General features: G+C 74.2%; 20 protein-coding genes and 2 pseudogenes. 8 read left to right on the top strand and 14 right to left on the bottom strand.

The window, feature by feature from the left end:
* The first annotated feature begins 6 nt into the window (after positions 1-6).
* Positions 7-693: a hypothetical protein gene (locus ACWEKM_RS35630; RefSeq protein WP_451625413.1), complete on the top strand. Its 687-nt coding sequence runs from the start codon at positions 7-9 to the stop codon at positions 691-693.
* Here the strand turns inward: ACWEKM_RS35630 and ACWEKM_RS35625 are convergent.
* A complete protein-coding gene (locus ACWEKM_RS35625; protein ID WP_451625412.1) occupies positions 620-1,009 on the bottom strand; it encodes a DUF5997 family protein in 390 nt (129 codons plus the stop codon). The two genes, ACWEKM_RS35630 and ACWEKM_RS35625, sit on opposite strands and share 74 nt — an antisense overlap.
* A 59-nt stretch (positions 1,010-1,068) precedes the next feature.
* Here ACWEKM_RS35625 and ACWEKM_RS35620 point away from each other — a divergent pair, with 59 nt between their 5' ends.
* The gene (locus ACWEKM_RS35620) at positions 1,069-1,845 is read left to right on the top strand and encodes a LysR family substrate-binding domain-containing protein (protein ID WP_451625411.1); all 777 of its coding nucleotides are present in this window, start codon (positions 1,069-1,071) and stop codon (positions 1,843-1,845) included.
* Positions 1,846-1,961: 116 nt separating this feature from the next.
* Here the strand turns inward: ACWEKM_RS35620 and ACWEKM_RS35615 are convergent, their stop codons facing one another.
* Positions 1,962-3,386, bottom strand: a complete 1,425-nt coding sequence (locus ACWEKM_RS35615; protein WP_451625410.1) for an MFS transporter — start codon at positions 3,384-3,386, stop codon at positions 1,962-1,964.
* A gap of 507 nt (positions 3,387-3,893) precedes the next feature.
* Between ACWEKM_RS35615 and ACWEKM_RS35610 the strand changes: the two genes are divergently transcribed.
* A complete protein-coding gene (locus ACWEKM_RS35610; protein ID WP_451625409.1) occupies positions 3,894-4,925 on the top strand; it encodes a lactonase family protein in 1,032 nt (343 codons plus the stop codon).
* Between the two features lie 183 nt (positions 4,926-5,108).
* On the opposite strand, the gene ACWEKM_RS35605 is transcribed toward ACWEKM_RS35610, so the two are convergent.
* The 5 genes and pseudogenes from ACWEKM_RS35605 to ACWEKM_RS35585 all read right to left on the bottom strand — a co-directional run bounded on the left by ACWEKM_RS35605 (position 5,109) and on the right by ACWEKM_RS35585 (position 11,386).
* A complete protein-coding gene (locus tag ACWEKM_RS35605; RefSeq protein WP_451625408.1) occupies positions 5,109-6,032 on the bottom strand; it encodes a sirohydrochlorin chelatase in 924 nt (307 codons plus the stop codon).
* A 127-nt stretch (positions 6,033-6,159) separates the two neighbouring features.
* Positions 6,160-7,119, bottom strand: a pseudogene (locus ACWEKM_RS35600) (ATPase).
* On the bottom strand, positions 7,116-7,793 hold the full coding sequence (locus ACWEKM_RS35595; protein WP_451625407.1) for a uracil-DNA glycosylase: 678 nt from the start codon (positions 7,791-7,793) through the stop codon (positions 7,116-7,118). Before ACWEKM_RS35595 ends, ACWEKM_RS35600 begins: the two are co-directional and overlap by 4 nt.
* A gap of 118 nt (positions 7,794-7,911) precedes the next feature.
* Positions 7,912-8,997, bottom strand: coding sequence for a WD40/YVTN/BNR-like repeat-containing protein (locus ACWEKM_RS35590; RefSeq protein WP_451625406.1), 1,086 nt, complete (start codon positions 8,995-8,997; stop codon positions 7,912-7,914).
* Between the two features lie 727 nt (positions 8,998-9,724).
* The gene (locus tag ACWEKM_RS35585; RefSeq protein WP_451625405.1) at positions 9,725-11,386 is read right to left on the bottom strand and encodes an acyl-CoA dehydrogenase family protein; all 1,662 of its coding nucleotides are present in this window, start codon (positions 11,384-11,386) and stop codon (positions 9,725-9,727) included.
* A 72-nt stretch (positions 11,387-11,458) separates the two neighbouring features.
* Between ACWEKM_RS35585 and ACWEKM_RS35580 the strand changes: the two genes are divergently transcribed.
* Positions 11,459-12,211, top strand: coding sequence for a PaaX family transcriptional regulator C-terminal domain-containing protein (locus ACWEKM_RS35580; protein ID WP_451625404.1), 753 nt, complete (start codon positions 11,459-11,461; stop codon positions 12,209-12,211).
* Positions 12,212-12,360: 149 nt separating this feature from the next.
* Here the strand turns inward: ACWEKM_RS35580 and ACWEKM_RS35575 are convergent, their stop codons facing one another.
* Positions 12,361-13,440, bottom strand: a complete 1,080-nt coding sequence (locus ACWEKM_RS35575; RefSeq protein WP_451625403.1) for an NADH:flavin oxidoreductase/NADH oxidase — start codon at positions 13,438-13,440, stop codon at positions 12,361-12,363.
* A gap of 140 nt (positions 13,441-13,580) precedes the next feature.
* Between ACWEKM_RS35575 and ACWEKM_RS35570 the strand changes: the two genes are divergently transcribed.
* Positions 13,581-13,937 (top strand): ArsR/SmtB family transcription factor, encoded by a 357-nt coding sequence (locus ACWEKM_RS35570; protein WP_451625402.1) that lies wholly within the window; start codon positions 13,581-13,583, stop codon positions 13,935-13,937.
* A gap of 65 nt (positions 13,938-14,002) precedes the next feature.
* Here the strand turns inward: ACWEKM_RS35570 and ACWEKM_RS35565 are convergent, their stop codons facing one another.
* Positions 14,003-15,349 (bottom strand): FAD-dependent oxidoreductase, encoded by a 1,347-nt coding sequence (locus ACWEKM_RS35565; protein ID WP_451625401.1) that lies wholly within the window; start codon positions 15,347-15,349, stop codon positions 14,003-14,005.
* Positions 15,350-15,547: 198 nt separating this feature from the next.
* Between ACWEKM_RS35565 and ACWEKM_RS35560 the strand changes: the two genes are divergently transcribed.
* On the top strand, positions 15,548-16,015 hold the full coding sequence (locus ACWEKM_RS35560) for a DUF6214 family protein (protein WP_451625418.1): 468 nt from the start codon (positions 15,548-15,550) through the stop codon (positions 16,013-16,015).
* Between the two features lie 192 nt (positions 16,016-16,207).
* Here the strand turns inward: ACWEKM_RS35560 and ACWEKM_RS35555 are convergent, their stop codons facing one another.
* On the bottom strand, positions 16,208-16,930 hold the full coding sequence (locus ACWEKM_RS35555; RefSeq protein ID WP_451625400.1) for a TetR/AcrR family transcriptional regulator: 723 nt from the start codon (positions 16,928-16,930) through the stop codon (positions 16,208-16,210).
* A 346-nt stretch (positions 16,931-17,276) separates the two neighbouring features.
* Between ACWEKM_RS35555 and ACWEKM_RS35550 the strand changes: the two genes are divergently transcribed.
* A complete protein-coding gene (locus ACWEKM_RS35550; RefSeq protein ID WP_451625399.1) occupies positions 17,277-17,492 on the top strand; it encodes a hypothetical protein in 216 nt (71 codons plus the stop codon).
* Here the strand turns inward: ACWEKM_RS35550 and ACWEKM_RS35545 are convergent.
* From ACWEKM_RS35545 to ACWEKM_RS35530, 4 genes are all read right to left on the bottom strand, one after another.
* The gene (locus ACWEKM_RS35545; RefSeq protein ID WP_451625398.1) at positions 17,480-18,196 is read right to left on the bottom strand and encodes an HAD family hydrolase; all 717 of its coding nucleotides are present in this window, start codon (positions 18,194-18,196) and stop codon (positions 17,480-17,482) included. The genes ACWEKM_RS35550 and ACWEKM_RS35545 overlap by 13 nt on opposite strands.
* A 9-nt stretch (positions 18,197-18,205) precedes the next feature.
* Complete coding sequence (locus tag ACWEKM_RS35540) at positions 18,206-18,916, bottom strand: phosphatase PAP2 family protein (protein ID WP_451625397.1); 711 nt, start codon at positions 18,914-18,916, stop codon at positions 18,206-18,208.
* Between the two features lie 43 nt (positions 18,917-18,959).
* Complete coding sequence (locus tag ACWEKM_RS35535) at positions 18,960-19,895, bottom strand: M56 family metallopeptidase (protein ID WP_451625396.1); 936 nt, start codon at positions 19,893-19,895, stop codon at positions 18,960-18,962.
* 107 nt (positions 19,896-20,002) lie between these two features.
* Complete coding sequence (locus ACWEKM_RS35530) at positions 20,003-20,542, bottom strand: DUF5134 domain-containing protein (RefSeq protein ID WP_451625395.1); 540 nt, start codon at positions 20,540-20,542, stop codon at positions 20,003-20,005.
* A 205-nt stretch (positions 20,543-20,747) separates the two neighbouring features.
* On the opposite strand from ACWEKM_RS35530, the pseudogene ACWEKM_RS35525 reads away from it, so the two are divergent.
* Positions 20,748-21,539, top strand: a pseudogene (locus tag ACWEKM_RS35525) (FUSC family protein); the annotation flags it as partial.
* Positions 21,540-21,616 lie beyond the last annotated feature (77 nt).

Below are 21,616 nucleotides of genomic sequence, written 5' to 3'. Positions count from 1 at the left end.
GCTGAGGTGCCCGTCCCCCAAGGGCGGTGCGATCACGGTGACCGAGGGGCGGGGCTGCCTCTGGAGGACGGTGAGGACGGCGAGGAGGTGTATCCCGCGGCGGACGGCGTCCACCGCACCGGCGACCACGCGCTGATTCCCGTGCGCACCGCCACCGGCGGCGTCGACCGGCCCGTCGACCCGGCGCACCGCCGCCTGCTGCGGACACCGGCCGACACGGGGACACTGGCCGGCACCGGCCGACATCGACCGGCACTTCGCGCCGCTCGCCCTGGTCAAGGGCGGCGACGGCGACGTGCGCGGGCCGTCGTCAACGAGACGAAGCCGCCGCCCGACAACGAGGCCGACACCGACGGCAACCGGGGCAACCGGCACTTCTCCGGCTTCGAGTGCATCAACCTCGGCGACGGCGAGGACCCGTGGTCGCAGGCGCAGAACGATGCCATCGGGCGGGACGTCGCCGCCATCTGCCCGTACTACGGCTGGAACCGGCTGGAGCGAGCGCTGGGCGGCAAGGACACGGACGGCATCCGACGGCAAGGTCAGACGGGACAAGCCGGAAGGTGCCGTCGGACTGCTGAACCGGCCCGCGAGAACCGGCCCGCACAGGGCGAGGCGCTCAGCCCTGCCCGGCGTTCTCCTCCCGCGGTTCCTTCAGGCGTGCCGCCTCCTTGCGGACCCCGGCCTGGGTGATGCGCTCCCGCTCCAGCCAGCTCGGCCGCTCCCGCTTCAGCGACTCGATCTGCTCGGTGGTGAGCGCCTCGGTCACCCCGCCGCGGGCGAGGCCCGCGATGGACACACCCAGCTTCGCCGCGACCACCGGGCGCGGGTGCGGGCCGTTGCGTCGCAGCGCGCACAGCCACTCGGGCGGCTCGCTCTGGAGCCGGTTCAGCTCGGCGCGCGTGACGGCACCCTCCTGGAACTCTGCGGGGGTGGCGGGGAGGTACACACCCAGCTTCTTCGCCGCGGTCGCGGGCTTCATCGTCTGGGTGCTCTGCTGCGACTTCATGGCCCCAAGGGTATCGGCCGGGTACGGGGCCGCCCGCCACGGCCGGTAGGCTTGGCCCGGTGACAGACCCGGAGGAAACACCGTCGTTCCGGCTCGCGTACGTCCCCGGAGCGACGCCCGCCAAGTGGGCGCGGATCTGGCACGAGCGCCTGCCCGGCGTCCCCCTCGCCCTCACTCAGGTGCCGGCCGCCGAGGCGGCCGAGGTGCTGCGTGCCGGCGCGGCCGACGCGGGGCTCGTCCGGCTTCCGGTCGACCGGACGCACTTCAGCGCGATCCCGCTGTACACCGAGACGACGGTCGTGGTGGTCCCCAAGGACCATCTGATCACGGCCGTGGACGAGGTGACCCTCGCGGACCTCGCCGACGAGGTCGTCTGCCACCCCCTCGACGACGTCCTCGGCTGGGACGCCCCGCCCGGCGAGCCGGCCTTCGAGCGGCCCGCCACCACGGCCGACGCCGTCGAACTCGTCGCGGCCGGCGTGGGCCTCCTTCTCGTCCCCCAGTCACTGGCCCGGCTGCACCACCGCAGGGACCTGACCTACCGCACGGTTGTCGACGCCCCGCAATCGGCCGTCGCCCTGTGCTGGCCCGAGGAGGCCACCACCGACCTGGTCGAGGACCTCATTGGGATCGTGCGGGGACGCACCGCCAACAGCAGCCGTGGCCGGGGCACCCGCCAGCCGGGGCAGCCCGAGCCGACGCCGCCGAAGCGGAAGCGCCCCGAGGCCGCCGCCCGGCAGAAGCCCACGTCCGGTGGCTCCACCGGCCGCACCCGGCAGGGCCGCTCCGCCGCGCCCAAGGGGACCAGGAGAGGCCGACCCCGACGCGGCTCGTAGCCACCGGGAGCGGACGCGCACCGGCAGGCGGCGGTCGGTCAGTGGCCAGGAGCGGACACGCGCCGGTGGCCAATCAGTAGGCCAGAAGCGGACACGCACCGGCAGGCGGCGGCCGGTCAGCTGTCCGGTCCGGGGTCCCGCAGGTCGGCGACGGCCAGCACCAGGGCCGCCAGTACGAACAGCAGTGAGGCCACGAAGCCCAGCCGGAGCGCGTGCACGGCCCGCCCGTGGTTGGCGAGATGTGCGAAGTACACCGCTCCCACCACGGCGATCCCGGCCGCCGCCCCGATCCGCTGTCCGGTCTGCAGCACCCCGCCGGCCGCCCCGGCCCGGCGCAGCGGCACCCGGGCAAGCGTCAGCGTGGTGTTGGGGGAGACGGTCAGACCGGAGCCGACGCCGGCGACGAGCAGCGGCAGCGCCGCCGCCCACCCCACCCCCGAGCCCGGCACCCGCTGCACTGCTGCGATGGCGCCCACCAGCCCCAGCGCCACCCCGGCCAGCCCGAACACCACCAGTCGGCGGCCGTGGTGGACCACCAGTCGGCCGCCGGCCAGCGCCGCCACCGCCGAGCCGACCGCGAACGGCATCGCGGCCATCCCCGCGGCCAGCGCGCTGTAGCCCAGGCTGTTCTGCAGGAACAGGGTGTAGACGAAGAACACCGAGGTGAATCCGGCGAAATAGACCAGGCTCAGCAGCGAGCCCAGCGAGAACGACCGCAGCGTGAACAGCCGCAGGTCCAGGAGCGGACCCCGGCCGAGCCCGCCCTGCCGCCGCTCCCACGCCCAGAACGCCGCGAGCAGCAGCACCGCCACCGGGACCAGGGCCCACTTTTCGCGGCCGGGCCATGCCTGTTCCTGCACCAGCGGCAGCATCAGCGCGAGCGCGCCGAACCCGAGCAGCAGCACGCCCGGCACGTCGAAACCTTCACCGGCGTTCCCGCGCGGCGCGGTCCTCGGCAGCAGCCGCAGCGCCGCCGCGAACACCGCGAGACCGATCGGCAGGTTGACGTAGAACACCCAGCGCCAGCTGTCGGACATCTCGATCAGCAGGCCGCCCGCCAGCGGTCCGACCGCCGTCGAGACGGCGACGATGCTGCCGAACGCGGCGAAGGCGCGGGCCCGTTCGGTGCCCTGGAACATCTGCTGGATCAGCCCCGACGCCTGGGGCGCGATCAGGCCGCCCGCCACGCCCTGAACCAGCCGGAACACCACCAGCCAGGTGCCCGTCGGGGCCAGCCCGCAGGCCACCGAGGTCAGCGTGAACAACCCGAGGCCGGTGAGGAAGACCTGTCGGCGGCCCCGTAGATCACCGAGCCGCCCGGCGGGCACGAGGAACAGGCCGTATGTGAGGGCGTAGCCGGAGACCACCCAGGACAGATCGGCCTGGGTGGCGCGCAGCCCGCGTTCCATCGAGGGCAGGGCGACGTTCACGATCGATGTGTCGAGCACGGTCATGAAGCCCGCCGTCAGACAGACCGCGAGCGCCTTCCAGCGCCGTTCGTCCGCGACGGGCTCGGTCTCCCGCGCCTGGACGGTGGTCACGGGGATCCGAGAGGGCCGGGGCGCCGGACGTCGGGCCCGGTGAGCACGGTGCGGGCGCGGTGGGACAGCGCGGGCTGCCGGTGCGGGGGGATCGGGTCGGTGGGCATACGGGCGCCTTCCTGTGCTGGCCTGCGACCACGGTAGGAAGGGACGCCGTGCGGCGCGCGCCGGACCGGGGCCGGGGCGGGCCGCCCCCGGCCCTCGCACGTCCGGGAACTGGGGCCCGCGCGGCCTCCCATGGCCGAACAGCCGTGCTGCGCCGTCCGGGTGGCGGCCCCGGACTCGGGCCGCGGCCGGTCCGGCTACGACGCCCGGCGAGCCGCCGCGGCACGCGACTCGTCGGCGCCTGAGCCGCGGCGACCGCCGGTGCCCGGCCGCCGCGGGCCACCCCGGGCGTAACCGATGCCTGACCGGCGGGGTTGGTCTAGACCGCCACTGATCGACTGCTACCGTCAGCCCCGGACGCGGCACGCACGAGGGACGTGGCACGCACGAGAGGGGACAGCGGTGGCAGACGGCTACAGGCGGTACAGGGCCTTCATCGGGTCGTTCACGGCGGCGGGAGGGCCCGGTCTTGTGACGGCCGCCGTCCATCCGGACAGCGGTGCGCTCGCCGTGCTCGGCGGCGTCGAGGGCGTGCCCGACCCGTCGTACCTGGCCCTGTCACCCGACGGGGACACGCTGTACGCCGTCAGCGAGACGGCCGACGGGGCGGTGGCCGCGTACCGGGTCAAGGACGACAAGCCGGTTCTGGCCGGACCGCCGGTTCCGGTCGGCGGCAGCGGACCCACCCATCTGAGCCTGTACGCCGGGCATGTGCTCACCGCCAACTACGGCTCCGGGAGCGTCACCGCCGTGCCCGTGCGCGCCGACGGCACGCTGGCCGGTGCCCGGTCCGGGGTACTCCAGCACGTCGGTGCGGGCCCGCACGAGCGGCGCCAACGCGGCCCGCACGCCCATCAGGTGCAGCCGGATCCCAGCGGTCGCTGGGCCGTCAGCGTCGACCTCGGCACGGACTCGGTACGGGTGTGCACCCTGGACGGGGGAACGCCCGTGCTGCACCGCGAGATCGCCCTCCGTCCCGGCTGCGGCCCCCGCCATCTCGCCTTCGGCCCGGACGGGACGTTCGCCTACGTCGTCAACGAGTTGACCCCGACCGTCACCGTGTGCCGCTGGGACGCCGAGACGGGCTCGCTGCGGCCGCTGACCGAGACGCCGGTCCTGCCGGGCGCGCCGACCGGGGACGCCTATCCGTCGGGCATCGTCGTCTCGCCCGACGGCCGGTTCGTGTGGACCGCGACCCGAGGCGAGGACGTCCTGTCCGCGTTCGCCGTCGAGGGCGAGGGACTGCGGCTGACCGGAACGGTGCCCTGCGGCGGCCACTGGCCGCGCGCGCTGGCCGAGAACGCGGGCTTCCTGTACGCGGCCAACGAGCGCTCCGGGAACGTCACCTGGTTCGCGGTCGATCCGGAGACCGGACTGCCCCGCTACGACGGCTCGGTCGCCGTGCCCGCCGCCTCCTGCGTGGTCTTCGACTGACGCGGGCTCCGGCCCGCCTGGCCCTCGCCTGCCCGTCCTGACCTTCCCCTCTTCGACGTTGTTCCCTCTTCGACGTGTCCGGTTTTCGACGTGTCCGGTCTTCGGCCGGGTCGGCGGAGCCCGGATGCGCCGCAGGGCCCGCTCCACAACGGGAGCGGGCCCTTGCGGTGTGCGGGTGCCGGGTCAGCGGGCCGGGGCGCCCTGCGGCTGCTGCGGGGTGATGCCCAGCGCCGTCGTGTACCGGGCCAGGGCCAGTTTGCCGATCGCCGGATACGCGCCGAGCGCCTCCGCTGTGGAGCAGTCCGCCTCGGCGGCGGCCGCCGCCAGCAGGCCCGGGTCGATCTCGGGGCCGATCAGATACGGCGCCAGCGCCAGCTGCTGCGAACCCGAGGAACGCAGCCGCTCGGCGACGGAGGCGATCGAGCCGTCCTGGTCCAGGGCCGCCGCCATCACCGGCACGGCCAGACGCGCGGCGAGCAGCATGCCGGTGATGCCGGCCGCCTGCACGGCCTCGTCACCGCCGACGGAGGCCAGGATGATGCCGTCCGCGGCGGTCGCCACGGTGAACAGGCGCGCACGGTCGGCGCGGGCCAGACCCGCCTCGGACAGGCGTACGTGCAGCGCCTCGGCGAGCAGCGGGTGCGGGCCGAGCACGTCCGTCAGATCGGCGGCGACCTTGCTCTCCATCACGGCCTGCCGGACCCGGCGCAGCAGCGCGCTGTCCGGGCCGGCCAGCAGCGGGATGACGACGGCCACCGGGCCGTCGGGCTCCTTGACCTCGACACCGGCGGCGATGGCCTGCTCGTAGCGGGCGATGCGCTCGTCGGCGGCCCACGCCAGCACGGACTGCAGCGTGGGGAACTCCGCGTCGTCCCCGTCCACGTACCCGATCCGGGCATCCAGGCCGGGCAGCTCGGAGCGGGCGATGCTCATGACCTCCTCGGCGAGGCCGCGCGTGGCGGCGCTGGGCGTGCCCGGCACCGCGAGGACGAGCGCGGGCGCACCCTCGGGAGCCACCAGCGGTTCGGGGCGACGGTGCCGTCCGGGCTGGCGGGGTCGCGGCATTCGTACGGGCAGGCCGGACGCGGGCCCAGTGGGGGAGCTCATGGCGCCGCATGTTACTGGCTACCAGGGCTCCCCTGTTCGGGGAGGGTGCAGGTGAGCGGTATCCGTCCGGTTTTGTCTGATGAGTTACGTACGGAGCAGATGTGGGCCCTACCTGCTTCCGTGATCGCTAGCGGGTCACCACGTGCAACACCTTCTCATCGGTAGGCAGGGTGAGCCGCCCGGCCGCGAGGCCCGTGGCGATCGGCACCGCGCCGTGCAGCGGGTCGTTTTGGGCGGGGACACGCGGCGGGTGCGGCAGCCGCTCGGCCAGGGGGGCCGAGGAGCGGGTCGACCATCCCGAGCAGGCCACCGGTGCGGGCCACCCGGGGCCCGCCGGACGCCGGGCAGACCGCCGCGGTGGACTCGGCGATGTGCCGGGCCGTCGCGCGCGGGATGTCCGCCGCGACCGCGTCCCGCGCCGCGCAGGCCGCCACGTGGAGTGCGAAGGAGGCGAGGACGGCGGGCCGGTCGGAGCGCGGACAGAGCAGGCAGGGCTGCTCGGGCAGTGGGCCGAACTGCTCCTCGGCACATGTCCGCAGCGCGGCGGAGCCGCCGACCCGTCGCTTGTGGGCGCGCGGGGCCGTCTCAAAACCGGCCCGGCGATCCAGTCGCACGCAGTCGCCGAGCAGCTGGCCCCAGCCGTCCGCCCGCCGCGAGCCCGTCAGGTCGGTGCCGACGGTGATCAGCCCCGTGCCGTCGGCTGGTACGGCACCGGGGTGCGGTCCGGGGGCGCCGGCATAGGCGCTCACCGCGTCGGCGGCGAGCGCGACGCACCGCACGCCGGGCTCCCGCCCGAGGGCGTCCGGCTGTTCGGCGCGCAGGGCGTCGCCCAGGGCGGCGAACCCGGCGGCGCCGACGACCGCCGTGACCGGCTCGGCCGGCCCGGTCTCGACACTCAACGCCCGGACCATGGACAGGAGTTGCTCCACCAGATGCGCGGGATCGATGCTCCGCGCCCCGGTCCTGACCGGCGCCCGCGACTTCCGCTGGGCCGACGGCCCCGCCCGGCCGCGCCGACCGTGACCCAAGGCCCCGAGCCCCCCGAGTCGACGGCGAGGAATCCGGCTCCGGTTCCGGCACGGCTCACGGCAGGCACCAGTCCACCGGCTGTCCCCCCTGCTGGACCAGCAGGTCGTTGGCCCGGCTGAACGGACGGGAGCCGAAGAAGCCACGGTCGGCCGACATGGGCGACGGATGGGCGGACTCCACGGCCGGCAACTGGCCCAGCAGCGGACGCAGGTTGCGGGCGTCACGGCCCCACAGAACGGACACCAGCGGCTTGCCGCGCCCGGCCAGCGCGCGTATGGCCTGCTCGGTGACCTCCTCCCAGCCCTTGCCGCGATGCGCGGCCGGGCTGCGCGGGGCCGTGGTGAGCGCCCTGTTGAGCAGCAGCACGCCCTGCCGGGTCCACGGCGTGAGGTCGCCGTTGGACGGCTGGGGAAGGCCCAGGTCGGTGTTGAGTTCGCGGAAGATGTTGATCAGGCTCGGCGGCAGCGGGCGCACCTCGGGCGCGACCGAGAAGGACAGTCCGACCGCGTGTCCCGGGGTCGGGTACGGGTCCTGGCCGACGATCAGGACGCGTACTTCGTCGAAGGGCTGCTGGAACGCCCGCAGGACGTTCGGCCCCGCAGGGAGGTAGGTGCGTCCCGCGGCGATCTCCGTGCGGAGGAAGTCGCCCATCGCGGCGATCCGTTCGGCCACGGGCTCCAGGGCCTTCGCCCAGCCCGGTTCGACGATTTCATGCAAGGGTCGTGGTGCCACAGGCGTCACCCTACTGCCGCACGCGGGTCGATGATCAAGCGGTGGCCCAGGAACGACCGAGGTTGGCCGGACCGCAGGCCGTAACGACCGAAACCCCCTTTCTTCTCCGGCTCCGATGTCAGTCGAGAACCGCGGCCCGTACGCACAGCACGTCCGGCAGGTGGGACGCCAACTGACGCCAGCTGTCGCCGTCGTCGGCCGATGCGAACACCTCGCCGTTGCGGTTGCCGAAGTACACGCCCGCCGGGTCGCCGCCGTCGGTGCACAGCGCGTCCCGCAGCACCGTTCCGTAGTGGTCCTCCGAGGGCAGGCCGGCCGTCAGCGGCTCCCAGCTCTTGCCCGCGTCGGCCGTGCGGAAGACCCGGCAGCGGCGGCCGGCCGGCACCCGGTCGGCGTCGGCGTTGATCGGGAAGACGTACGCGGTGCCGGTGCGGTGCGGGTGGGCCGCCACCGCGAAGCCGAAGGTGGACGGCAGCCCCTCGCCGATGTCCGTCCACTGCGCGCCGGAGTCGTCGCTGCGGTACACCCCCCAGTGGTTCTGCAGATACAGCCGGTCCGGGCTGCCCGCGTCCTGTGCGATCTTGTGGACGCACTGGCCGAACTCCGGGTTCGGATCCGGCAGGAACACCGCGGACACACCCGAGTTGGACGGGTCCCAGCTCGCGCCGCCGTCCGTGGTGCGGAACACGCCGGCCGTGGAGACCGCCACGGTCACCGCCTTCGGATCACGGTGGTCGGTGACGACGGTGTGCAGTCCCTCCCCGCCGCCCCCCGGCACCCATCGGCCGCGTGTGGGGTGCTCCCACAGGGGCCGGATCAGTTCGAAGCTCTCCCCGCGGTCCTCGGAGCGGTACAGCGCCGCCGGTTCCGTGCCCGCATACACCACGTCCGGTTCGGCGGCCGCCGGGTGCAGCTGCCACACCCGCTCCAGGGAAGCCCCGGTGTCCTGGGGGAACTTGACGGCGGGCCTGGCGGGTTCGGTCCAGCTGCGGCCCAGGTCGTCGGAGTGGAACACGGACGGGCCCCAGTGGGAGCTGTCGCCGCCGGCGAGCAGACGCGGGTCACCGCCGCGGGTGTCGATGGCGACCGAGTAGATCGCCTGCGCGTTGAAGCAGGGACTCTCGTCGAATTTCCAGGTGCCCTGCCGTCGCCGCCCGATGAACAGCCCCTTGCGGGTGCCCACGGCGAGCAGTACCTCGGTCATGCCGATCACCTCCGGGATGTCGTCGCACAGTTGTCTTCAGACACCGGCCAGTCTGCACCCCGGTACTGACAACCACCCCCGGCCCGGAATCATCGCTGGTCAGCGCGGTGCCATCGGTCGGTCGTGGGGATGCCTGGGGGACATCGGGGTCGGATTCCGGCCGTGCGCCCGCGGGGTGAGGGGCGCGGGCCTGAGCGAAGGGGGACGTCCTGCGCAGGGGAGTGCGGCCCGGCCCCCGGGCGACGGGAGTGCGGCCCGGCCTGTCCGTGCGCGTGAGGAGGATGCCCGCGTGAGGGAGATTCCGCCGCAGGCGTTCCGTGGTCCGACGGCCTGGCTGTGGCGCCGACAGCGCAACCCGCTCGGACACCGTGCCGGGCAGCAGGCGCGGCATACCGACACCACGCGCCCAGCGCCGCACACGCCCGCTGGCCGCACGTGTGCCTTGGCGGCACGTGTTTGCCGGTCGTATGGGTGTTCCGGCGGCACGTGTTTGCCGGTCGCACGTGTGCTCCGGCGATACGCGCCCGCTGGTTGCACGCGGGTCAGGCGCCACGTGTTCAGCGCCGCATGCGCCTGCTGGTCGTATGCGTTCTCCGGCGGCACGTGTCCAGCACTGCACACGCCCGCCGGCCGCACGGGTGTGCCGGGCGTGCCGGTCAGGCGGCCCGGCCCAGGACGCCCCGGTCTCGGACGGCCCGGCCCAGGACGGTCCGGACCCGGTCAGCGGTCATTCCCCGGCGGGCAGCGCGCGCTCCAGGATCGCGTCCAGGCCGGACCCGGAGGGCAGCGTGCCGAACGCGTGCCCCCAGTCCCCGCCCAGCCGGGACGCGCAGAACGCGTCGGCGACCGCGGCCGGGGCGTACCGGACCAGCAGGGACGCCTGGAGCGCCAGGGCCATCGCCTCGACCAGCCGGCGCGCGCCCACCTGACCGCTCTCGGCCAACCGGTCCTTGAGCCGGGCCACGGCCGTGTCCAGCCGGGCGTCCGCCCCGCGTGTCAGGGCGAGTTCGGCGAACAGGGCCTCCGCCGCGACCGGCTCCCGGCCGAGCGCCCGCAGCACGTCCAGCGCGTTGACGTTGCCCGAGCCCTCCCAGATCGACAGCAGCGGCGCCTCCCGGTAGTGCCGCGGCATGCCCGACTCCTCCACATAGCCGTTGCCGCCCAGGCACTCCAGGGCCTCCGCCGTGAAGGCCGGACCCCGCTTGGTGACCCAGTACTTGCCGACGGCGGTCGCGATCCGCCGGAACGCCCGCTCCCCGGCGTCCCCGCGCACCGCGCGGTCCGCCGCACCGGCCAGCCGCAGCGTGAGCGTCGTGGCGGCCTCCGACTCCAGCGCGAGATCGGCCAGGACGTTGCGCATCAGCGGCTGGTCGAGCAGCCGCGCGCCGAACGCGCTGCGATGGCGCACATGGTGCCCCGCCTCGACCAGGGCCTTGCGCATCAGGGTGGCCGACGACATCACGCAGTCCAGACGCGTGCAGTTGACCATCTCGATGATCGTCTTGACGCCCCGCCCCTCCGGGCCGACCAGCCAGGCCACCGTCTCGTCGAACTCCGGCTCCGAGGAGGCGTTGGAGCGGTTGCCCAGCTTGTCCTTCAGCCGCTGGATCCGGAACGTGTTGCGGCTCCCGTCCGGCAGGACACGCGGCACCAGGAAGCAGGACAGGCCGCCCGGGGCCTGGGCCAGCACCAGGAAGACATCACACATCGGCGCCGACGTGAACCACTTGTGCCCGCGCAGCGTGTACACGCCGGGCTCGGCGGTGGGGGTGGCCGCGGTGGTGTTGGTCCGGACGTCGGAGCCGCCCTGCTTCTCGGTCATGCCCATCCCGGCCAGCAGGGCGGGCTTCTCGGTGGGGACGCGCAGCACCGGGTCGTACTCCCGGCCGGTCAGCAGCGGTTCGTAGACCTTGGCGAGGTCCGGCTGGGCGCGCAGCGCGGGGACGGCCGCGTACGTCATCGACGTCGGGCAGCCGTGCCCGGCCTCCGTGTGCCCCCACACCAACCCGCCCGCGGTGCGGGCGACATGGGCGCCGGTCCGGGCGTCGGCCCAGGGCGCGCCCGCGAGGCCCGCGCCGACCGCGACCCGCATCAGATGGTGCCAGGCGGGGTGGAACTCGACCTCGTCGATCCGGTTGCCGTACCGGTCGTGGGTGCGCAGCTCGGGCTCGTGCCGGTTGGCCAGCTCGCCCCACTCCTGTGCCTCGGTGCCACCGGCCCGCCGGCCGAGGTGCCGGACCTCCTCCTCGGCCCAGCCCGCGCCCTCCCGGCGCAGGCCCTCCAGCAGGGCCGCGTCCTCGGAGGCGTCGTACGGGGCCAGCGGAGGGGCCTGGTTGGTGACGTCGTGGGTGGCGAGCCGCGGCTGCGCGGTAGCAGGTGTCGAGACCATGTCGCCATGTTGCACTCATCCTGCGGTTGTAGCAATGATGCAACAGTGAAGTCGCCCGTACAGTACGTGCCCATGCGGACGGACAGGTCGGTGCAGCCGGGCGAGGTGGTTCTGCGGCCGCTGTCCGCCCGGTCGGTGGTATTGAGCCTGCTGCTCGGCGCCCATCCGCCGCGGCTGCCGGTCAAGGACCTCGTACGCCTGGTGGAGCCTTTCGGAGTCGGCGGCTCCACCCTGCGGGCGGCGCTCAGCCGGATGGTGAGCGCCGGCGATCTGCAGCGCACGGACGCCGTTTACGGGCTCAGCGACCGGTTGCTGGCCCGCCAGCGCCGTCAGGACGACGCGCTGCGCCCGGGTACGCGCGCGTGGGACGGCGACTGGGAGATGGTGGTGATCACGGCGACCGGCCGCGGCCCCGCCGAACGCGCCGACCTGCGTGCCCGGTTGACCGACCTGCGGCTGGGGGAACTCCGCGAGGGCGTGTGGCTGCGTCCCGCCAACCTCGACCGCCCGCCGCCGGACGATCTGGAGCGGGTGGCCCAGCGCTGCACCGCACGCCCGGAGCGCCCCGCACGCGACCTGGTCGCCCTCCTGTGGCCGCTCGACGCCTGGGCCGCCACCGGCCGGGCCCTGCTCGCCCACGTGGCCCGGGCGGACCGTCCCGCCGACCGCCTCACCGGCTACGCCGCGGTCGTACGTCACCTCCGCACGGACCCCGTGCTGCCGCCCGCCCTGCTGCCCGCCGACTGGCCGGCCACCGCGCTGCGCGCCGCGTACACGGACTACCAGCAGGAACTGACCGGCACGGTGCACGGCTGGGACGGCTGACCCCACGGCCGACCGCCTGGGTCCGTGGTTCTACGACTGGATTGCCTCCAGTTGCCGCAGGCGCGGATCCCCTCAACCCCCGGGGATACGGCGTGCCGGCCCCGGCGGTGCCGATAGGGCTGCTCCGGCCGTGTGGCGCCCCGCCGGGCTCACACGGAACGGTGGTACGGGTCCGGCACGCGCACCGCGCCGCCCAGTTCCCGCGCCGCGTGCCGCGCCCAGGAGGGGTTGCGCAGCAGTTCACGGCCCAGCAGCACCGCGTCCGCCTCGTCGTCGGCCACGATCTTCGCGGCCTGCTCGGCGTCGGTGATCAGGCCGACCGCGGCCACCGGCAGCGGTGTCTCGGCCTTCACGCGCGCGGCGAAGGGCACCTGGTAGCCGGGGCCGGTGGGGATGCGGACACCGGACGCGTTGCCGCCGGTGGACACATCGAGCAGGTCGATGCCGTGGGCGTGCAGTCGGCCGGCGAAGCGGACCGTGTCGTCCGCGGTCCAGCCGCCGTCCTCCAGCCAGTCCGTCGCGGAGACGCGGAAGAACAGCGGCTTGTCGTCCGGCCACACCGCGCGCACGGCGTCGACGACTTCGAGGGCGAAGCGGATCCGGTTCTCGTACGAGCCGCCGTACGCGTCGGTGCGGTGGTTCGAGTGCGGCGAGAGGAACTCGTTGATCAGATAGCCGTGGGCGCCGTGGATCTCCGCGACCTCGAAGCCCGCGGCGAGCGCCCGCCGGGCCGCCGCCGCGAACTGGTCCACGATCTCCGCGATCTGATTGACCGTCAGCTCATCGGGCACCGGGTGACCGGTGCCGAAGGCGACCGGGCTCGGGCCGAGCGGCTGCCAGCCGTGTGCCTCGGGCCCCACGGGTGCGCCGCCCTTCCACGGCCGCTCCGTCGAAGCCTTCCGGCCACCGTGCGCGAGCTGGATCCCGGGCACCGTGCCCTGGCCGGCGAGGAAGCGCGTGATCCGGCGGAACGCGGCCACCTGGGTGTCGTTCCAGATGCCGAGGTCGTACGGGGAGATCCGGCCCTCGGGCGAGACCGCGGTGGCCTCGACGAGGATCAGGCCGGTGCCGCCGGTCGCCCGCGCCGCGTAGTGCGCGAAGTGCCAGTCGTGCGGCGCGCCCTGCTCGGGGCCCTCCGGCTCGGCCGAGTACTGGCACATCGGCGCCATCCAGACCCGGTTGGGAATGGTCGCTTCGCGCAGGGTGATGGGCTCGAAGAGCGCACTCACGGCGGACTCCAATCGTGGTCACGAGGCCGGTCCTCGCCTCGTACGATAGTCGCCGTAGTACGGTGAATGTCAAACTACGATGAACATCCAACTACGATGCCTCTCGTACAATGTGGGCTCCAGGACGAAGGTGAGCCGCCGTGACCACTACCTCCGCGACCAACCGCGAGCCAGCGCACCCCGGGCGCGACGAGATCCGTCTGGAGGGCGTGCTGCACGCGCTCTCCGATCCGCTGCGGCTCCAGATCGTGCGCGAACTCGCCGCCGACGGCGACGAGTTGTCCTGCTCGCACTTCGACCTGCCGGTCACCAAGTCGACCACCACGCACCACTTCCGGGTGCTGCGCGAGTGCGGGGTGATCCGGCAGGTCTATCGGGGCACGGCCAAGATGAACGGCCTGCGCAAGGGCGACCTGGACGATCTCTTCCCGGGACTGCTCGACAGCCTGCTCACGGCGGCCGCCCGGCAGGCCGCCCGGCTCGCCGCCGACGGCTGAACCGGGCTGAACCGGCCTTCGCGGGAAGGTGGTTGAACGGCCCCGCGACGCTCACCCGTGGCGGTCTACGGGCCCGCGGTGCGCGCCGCCGACAGCAGCGAGTCCCAGTCGGCCAGCTTGACCACACGTCGGCCGAACCGCGCCCCCAACTCCGCCTCGGCCCGCTCGATCGCCCGCCAGCCCGCCCACTCGACCGGCTCGATCCCCTCGGCCCGCAGCGCCTGCGCGGGGTCCCGCGGCACCGTACGGCGCAGCAGCGCGGGCGCGTCCGTGAGCAGGGCGGCGACCGTCTCCTTGGCGCACGGGCGGTTGGTGCCGATGACCCCCGTCGGGCCGCGCTTGATCCACCCGGCCACATACTCCCCCGGACGCGTCACGCCGTCGCGCAGCACGCGGCCCCGCTCGTTCGGCACCGTGCCGGCGGCCGCGTCGAACGGCAGCCCCGAGAGCGGCACCCCGCGATAGCCCACCGACCGCAGCACCAGCTGCGCCTCGACGGTCTCGAACCGGCCGGTCCCCGTCACGCCGCCACGGCCGTCCGGCGCGGTCCGCTCCAGGCGGACCGCGGCCACCCGCCCGCCGTCGCCGAGCAGTTCCACGGGACGCAGGAAGAAACGCAGCCCGATCCGGCGCGCCGCGCCCCTGGGCTGCCGTGCCGCCCAGTCGCGCAGCACCTCCAGATTGCGGCGCCGCGGCGCGGGCAGCCCGGACGGGTCGGCGTACGCCGGATCCATGGCCAGCTCGGCGGGGTCCACGCCGACGTCGGTGCCGGGCAGCCCGCCCAGCTCACGCAACTCCTTGGTGGTGAAACGGGCCTGTGAGGGACCGCGCCGGCCCACCATCAGGACCTCGGACACCCGGCTCGCCGCCAGCGCGGTCAGCGCGTCCTGCGGCATGTCGGTCGGGCTCAGCTCCGCCCTGCCGCGGGCCAGCATCCGTGTGACGTCCACCGCGACGTTGCCCACGCCGATGACCACGGCCGACCGCGCGTCCCGCAGGAAGCCGGTGTCGGCGGCGTCCGGATGCGCGCTGTACCAGGACACGAACTCGGTCGCCGACCAGCTGCCGGGCAGGTCCTCGCCCGGAATACCGAGGTGCCGGTCGGTGGCGGCACCCACGCAGTACACGACCGCGTGGTACAGCTCGCGCAGCCGCGCCACGTCCAGCCCGCCGGGACCGCCGACCCGGACGCCGCCCAGGAACCGCACCCGGTCGCCCTCCAGGACCGCCCGCAGGTTCCCCTGCAAGGACTTGATCTTCTCGTGGTCCGGGGCCACTCCGTAGCGCACCAGACCGTACGGGCACGGCAACTGGTCCAGGACGTCCACGAGCACGTGAGGGTCCTGCTGGACCAGGCTCTGGGCGGTGTAGCACCCGCTCGGTCCGGAACCGACGACGGCGACACGCAGCATGGCGGACTCCTAACCCCGGAAGGCGCAGGGGGCGCTGGTGGCTCCAGCATTGCACCGCCGGGGGCCCGCTGACAGGGTCCGGCGGGGTGACGGGCGTGCGTGTCTGTTGCCATCGGCATGTGATCATGCGGTTACGTTCCGTGTGTGCTGGAAGCATCCTTTCTTCATCTTTCTGATCGCCGTCCCGCGGACGGCACGGTGTCCGTGGGGCCCGCGTGGGAGGTGCGGGAGGACGAGGGCGCCGCGTCGTGGTTCACCGTCCGGCTGGCGTTCGCCGACGGTGCCCGGATCGACGTGCTCGTCGTGGTCTGCGAGGGATGCGTCTTCTTCGAGGACGTCCGGGCCCGGCCCGCGCTGTCCACGGACGACCTGACGGTGCTGGCCGACTGGATCGAGGAGCCGCTGCTGCAGGCGTGCGGCCTCGACACGGGGCCCGGCACCGAGGACGGGACGGCGACGGGGGCGCGGCGGGCCCGCCCGGCCTGGCCGCACGGCGACGAGGGGCGCCGACAGGTCGCGCGTGCGTACCGGGCCGCCCAGGAGGAGGGCGCGGACCCGGTCCTCGCGGTGATGTCCGCGACCGGGTACGGCCGCCGCAAGTCGCTCGTGCTGATCGCGCAGGCGCGCGACGCGGGCCTGCTGCCCCCGCGCCACGCGCGCCGCTGACCTCGCCTCACCTGTGCGGTAGGGGCCAAGGCAAGCGGCACCGGCTGCGCCGTCGACCCTCGTTCGGGCGCGGCGCGGAGCGCGGCCACCGGAGGGCGTCTCCCGGACCACCGGCTGCCACGACTTCACCGAATCTTCGAAGCCGAAAGAAGCAAGGTCGCCTTACGAACTCGACGTCCAGGCGCGGCCGGACTACGTCGACCGATGAGCCGGATCCGGCAGACGGGGCCGGTCCGAGTCGTCGGACCGGCCCGCCGGTTCCACACCGGTGGCGAAGAACCGCGACAGATCCGATGCACATGTCCCGCCGGGCGCCACCGCGGTGTCCGGCGGGACACCCATCTCCCAGTCGAGCCGGTAGCGCGCGAACAACTCGGCCCGCAGCACCGGGACCGGCATCGGCACCCCCGGCACCAGTGCCGCGTACACCCCACCCATGAGCAGCGCGCGCAGCATGGGGTAGTCGGCGGTGACGTCCTGCGAGCCGTACCGGCTCACGGTGTCGCTGAGCAGCTCGGACAGGCGCCGCTGCTCGGGGCACTGGACGAAGCCCTCGGCCTGCAACAGCCCGGCCATGTGCTGGCGCATCAGGACGGGCCGGTCGCGCGCCAGACCCAGGATCGCGTCGATGGCCCGCGCCAGCCGCTCCCGGCCGTCCTCGGTGTGCGGCTCGCGCTCCAGCGCCTCCTCCAGCGTGCGGTGCATCAGGCGGTGGACCGCGGACTGCACGAGCTGGCGCTTGCCGGGGAAGTAGTACGACACCAGTCCGCGGGCCGAGCCCGCCCGGTCCGCGATGGCGCCCAGCGTCGTGGCCTCGAATCCGTTCTCGCCCACCACCTCGAGCGCGGCCTGCAGCAGCCGCTCGCGCGAACGCCGTCGCAACTCTTCATTGACCGAGGCGCTGCGCGGGGACATGCTGTAACTCCTGCGTTGACTGGCTGCCAGCCAACTATACTCAACGCAGCAGGCCCTGCCGGCGCATGGGCCTGTTCAGGGCTGCCGTCCGTCCGGGGCGACGCGGGGGATCGCCTCGGCGGGCGGCGCGCACCGTCCGGCGCCGTCGGCGCGGGCGGCCGACGGCCTCGCCCGCACTTCCGGTACCTGGCTGCCCCGCCCTCGCCCACACTTCTGTCACACAGCGGCTCATCCGTCCCTACGGTGGGCACGCACGGGTGACGCGCCGAGGTGGCGGGTGGAGAGGGGACAGGACCGGCGGGTCCTGGCCAGGATCCGCAGAGGGGGTCGACGACGAGCGCAAGCCGTGGCAGGGCGAGCGTCGGGCAAGACCGACGGCGCCACGGAACGGCGGCGGCTCGGCGAGCCGAAGCGCGAACTCGAGCGGTGCCGGACCTGCCGCGGCAGCGCCGGGCCGCGTCGGAGTTCGGCGATGTTCGGCGAGAACCCGGACCAGGTGTGGGTGCGGCTGTCGTCCCGGATCGCGGATTACCGGGCCCGGGTCGCGGACTACTGGGGCTGAACCGGCCGGTCGAACCGTCCCACCAGGTCGAGCACCGGCAGCAGCGCGTCCGGCCGCTCGGCCACCGGCAGATGGTCCACGAAATGCACCCGACAGCCCAGCGCCGCAGCGCCGCCGTCCGCCGCCCGGCTGTCGCCGACCATCAGCACCTCGCGCGGCGCGGCGCCGAGCGCCTCGCAGGCCACCGAGAACAGCCGCGGATCGGGCTTTTGGACGCCGTGCTCGTACGACAGGACGTACGCGTCCACGTACGCGTCCAGGCCGTGCGCGCGGAACACCGGGCGCAGGTCCCAGCCGATGTTGCTGACCACGCCGACCGCGACACCTCGCTCCCGGAGCGTGCGCAGCACCTCGGCGGTGTCCGGGTACGGGGACCACGCGGCCGGGGTCATGTGCCGCTCGTACAGCGCGTCGTGCAGGCCGGGGTCGGGCAGCGGAACGCGGCGGGACACGCCCATGTAGGCCGCCCGGTGCAGCTCTGCGCTCTTGTCGCGGACGGCCCACACCTCGGCCAGGTCCTCGGGCAGCCGCGCGGGGTCCGCGCCGCCCGGCAGCGCCCCGGCCGCCTCCAGCGCCCGAGCCGCCTCGGTCAGCTCCGGTTCGGGAAGCGTCAGGGCGGCCTCGGCGAGGACGGCCCGCAGCCACGACTCGGTGGGCTCGACGCGGAAGAGGGTCCCGGAGAAGTCGAAGAGCACGGCAGGCATGCGGTGATCCTATCGGTGCGCCTCACGCGGTCCGCCACCCCGTTCCAGGCCCTTCGCGTAGACCAGCGTCGCGAGCGCCACGACGAGCGCGCCGAGCAGCCAGCCGCCCAGCACGTCCGAGAGCCAGTGCACACCGAGCCACACCCGGGTCAGCCCGGCGCCGAGCACACAGACCGCGGCCGCGGCGACGGCCGTACGCCACAGGACCCGCCCGGCGCCCAGGTGGCGCAGCAGCCACAGCAGGAGCCCGCAGACCACCGTCGCGGTCATCGCGTGCCCGGACGGGAAGGCCGCGTAACGCGCGGAGTCGACGGGGTCCGGCCAGACCGGCCGGGGGCGTCCCACGGCGGCCTTCAGAGCCTGTTGCAGCGCCGTGCCCAGCGCGCAGACCGACGTCAGCCACAGCGCCGTCCACCAGGCCCGGCGGCGCCACACCAGCCACCCGGCCGCCGCCATGCACACCAGTCGCAGGGTCAGCGGGTCCCAGGCCCAGTCCGTCAGGATCCGCAAGGCACGGGTGAGGTCGTGCTCCGCGACCGCCCAGCGGTGCGTGGTGCGGGCGATGTCGCCGTCCAGCGCGACCAGGGGGCGCCACTCGGCCGCGACCAGGGCGAGGAGCAGGGCGGAGCAGGCCGCGAGGGCCAGGGCGACGCGGGTGGTGCGGGCGGCGGCGCGGTGGTCCGGGGCACGGGGCGGGGAGAGGGCCGGGGCTCGACGCATGGGGTGATCTTCGCGGACGCGCGGGGCGGGTGGGCGGACCGGGTCAGCCGAGCGCGCGCAACCCCGGCACCAGCGTCACCAGCACCGGGATCACCGGCACCAGCGCCGCCGCGGCCGTCAGGCGCAGCCGGCGCATCGCGGTGAGCCGGTCCGGGGGCGCCAGCAACCGGTGCACGCGCTGCGGGACATGGGCCTGCGGAGCCGGGCCGGGGCCGAACACACCACGGTCCTCGTTGAGTTCGACGAGGGCCAGCGCCGTGGTGAGCCGACCGAAGCGGCGGGAGGCCATGTCGTCGGCGGCCAGTTCGACCAGCCGGTGCATCTCGTCGCGGAACGCGGCGAACACCGGCACCTGTGGGAAACCGGCCGCCAGCGCGGCCGAGCAGTGCAGCAGCCAGTCGTGCCGGGCCTGGGCGTGACCCTGCTCGTGGGCGAGCAGGGCATCCAGCTGCCGCCCTTTCAGACGGCGCAACGCGGCCGTGGTGACGACGAGTTGCGGTGCCGCGCCGGGCAGCCACCAGGCGTCGGGCCGCTCGCCCTCCAGCACGACGAGCCGGCCGCCCACCGGTTCCTCACCGGGCAGCAGCGGGGCCCGCACGAGGAGTTCGGCCCGCCGCCGACGTCGGCGCGCCCGTGCCTGCACCACCTCACGGACCAGCATCGCGCCGCTCCACAGGCCCGCGCCGGCCAGCGTCACCGCGGTCGCCGCCGCCCAGGGACCGGCCGCGCCGAGGGCGTACGCGTCGACGACCGCGCGCGGCGCCGGGGCGAAGACATGCCCGCGCACCGCCTGCCAGGCGGCGGCCGCGCTCAGCGTCATCGACAGGGCGCAGCACAGCAGTACGGCCGCCACGACGCACTGCCACACCCACAGGGCGACCACCGGTTCCCGGTCCGGCCAGTCGGTCCGCGCGAGCAGCCGGGGGGCGACGACGGCGGTCAGCGCGCCGAGCAGCAGCAGTGCCGCGGGGACCATCATGGTCAGCACCCTATGAGCGGCGGACCGCTCAGGGGTACGGTCCGCCGCGGCAAAGTGACGCAGGCAACGTGTGCGCCCGGCGCGGGGCGCGGTCAGGGGCCCCGGGGTCAGAGCGTCAGCAGCATCGCAACCATGCCGATGCCCATCGACAACCGGCAGGCCAGCGCCAGTTCAGGGCGGTCGCCCCAGCCGGCGCCGCCGCCCGCCGCCGTGGCGACCGGGACGAGGCGGACGCCCGACACCAGCACATAGCCGGTGAAGTAGAGGAGCAGCGCCCCGGTCACCGGGGGGACTCCGCCGCCGTGCGCGTGGTGGGCGGAGCCGGGGGCGGCCATCACGGCCGCCATGTAGACCATCGCCGCGGTGCCCACCACATGGTGCAGATGGTGCGGTCCGCCGCGCGCGGCCCACAGGGCGTGCAGCCCGGCCGCGCCGAACACGGCCGCGTACACCGGCCATGTCCACGACGGAGGGGTGAACACCGTGGCGGGCACGGCCATCGCCGCCATGCCGAAGCCCATCAGCGCCTCGCCGCCCGCGGAGCGCCGCTGTTCCGCCACGACGCTGCGCATCCGCAGCAGACAGTAGGCGCCGGTGACCGCGCACAGCGCGACCAGCAGCCAGCCGGGTGAAGCCGGTCCGTGCACGCGCGCCTCCCCGTTCCCGTTCTGATTCCTGTTCCCGGTTCGGCGCTCGCTGCGCCGTCGAGGGGTGCGATGCCCCGGTCACGAGGCGCGCACGCAAGCGCAAGGGTGTACACGGGGAGCGTTCGGCGGAGCGTAACAGGTGAGGAGGGTCGCCCATCGAGACGGAAAGATATTTTACAAGTAAAACACATGCTAAATTAGTCGTATGAGCAGTGCGACCCCCCTTCGTCTTCCCCTCGCCGGGGTGCTCCGCCTCGGTCGGCCGTCCGACATCTGGTTCAAGCCCGCGCTGAGCGTTCTCGCCGCGGCCGGCCCGCCGAACCTGACCCTGCTCGCGCTCGGTCGGCTCGACCTGGCCGGGTACACGATGGCCGGGTCCCTGTGCGCGCTCTACGCCCACAACCGCCCCTACGCCGCCCGCGGCCGCACCCTGGCCCGGGTGGTGCTCGGCATGGTCGGCGGCCTCGCGCTCGCCCTGGTCGCCGCCTCCCTCACCGCCGATCCCGTCGTCCTGGTCACCGTCGGCGCACTGCTGGCCGCCGTACAGAAGACGCTCTGCGACGCCACCCGCATCGGCCCGCCCGGAAGCGTGATCCTGACCTTCATCAGCTCCGCCTCGCTGTTCGCCCCGCAGACCCTCGGTCAGGTCCCCGGCCATGTCGGGCTGGCACTGGCGGCGGGCGCCCTGGCCTGGCTGGTCGGCATGGCGCCCGGACTGCCGCGCCCGCACGGCCCCGAGCGGCGCGCCACCGCCCACGCCCTGAACGTCGCCGCCGGCTACGCCGCCACCCGTGGCACCGGCGACGGCCATGCGGCGGCCAGGGCCGCGGCGGCCACCGCCGTACAGACGGCCTGGCAGTCGCTGCTGTCCACCGGCGCTCGCGCCGACCGCACCCGACGTGCTCTCGAACGGCTCGTCGTGCGCGCCGAGGTCGCGCTCGCCGCACCCGCGGACGCGGACCCGGAACAGCTGCGCGCCTGGGCCCGCGCCCTGCGCCGGACCCCTTGCTGGAGCTGAGACTCTGACGGAGCTCTAAGAGCTCCGAACAGAATGGGAGTCCGATCAGCGTGCGG

The organism is Streptomyces sp. NPDC004752 (assembly GCF_053601275.1).
The sequence above is the reverse complement of the archived record's forward strand: the minus strand, read 5'-3'. Positions and strand labels throughout refer to the sequence as shown.

Bases quoted from the DNA above. Each gene is read 5' to 3' on its own strand.
- ACWEKM_RS35625 (WP_451625412.1), bottom strand. From the start codon at position 1,009: ATGAAGTCGCAGCAGAGCACCCAGACGATGAAGCCCGCGACCGCGGCG.
- ACWEKM_RS35605 (WP_451625408.1), bottom strand. From the start codon at position 6,032: ATGAGCTCCCCCACTGGGCCCGCGTCCGGCCTGCCCGTACGAATGCCG.
- ACWEKM_RS35590 (WP_451625406.1), bottom strand. From the start codon at position 8,997: ATGACCGAGGTACTGCTCGCCGTGGGCACCCGCAAGGGGCTGTTCATC.
- ACWEKM_RS35585 (WP_451625405.1), bottom strand. From the start codon at position 11,386: ATGGTCTCGACACCTGCTACCGCGCAGCCGCGGCTCGCCACCCACGAC.
- ACWEKM_RS35580 (WP_451625404.1), top strand. From the start codon at position 11,459: ATGCGGACGGACAGGTCGGTGCAGCCGGGCGAGGTGGTTCTGCGGCCG.
- ACWEKM_RS35565 (WP_451625401.1), bottom strand. From the start codon at position 15,349: ATGCTGCGTGTCGCCGTCGTCGGTTCCGGACCGAGCGGGTGCTACACC.
- ACWEKM_RS35555 (WP_451625400.1), bottom strand. From the start codon at position 16,930: ATGTCCCCGCGCAGCGCCTCGGTCAATGAAGAGTTGCGACGGCGTTCG.
- ACWEKM_RS35545 (WP_451625398.1), bottom strand. From the start codon at position 18,196: ATGCCTGCCGTGCTCTTCGACTTCTCCGGGACCCTCTTCCGCGTCGAG.
- ACWEKM_RS35540 (WP_451625397.1), bottom strand. From the start codon at position 18,916: ATGCGTCGAGCCCCGGCCCTCTCCCCGCCCCGTGCCCCGGACCACCGC.
- ACWEKM_RS35535 (WP_451625396.1), bottom strand. From the start codon at position 19,895: ATGATGGTCCCCGCGGCACTGCTGCTGCTCGGCGCGCTGACCGCCGTC.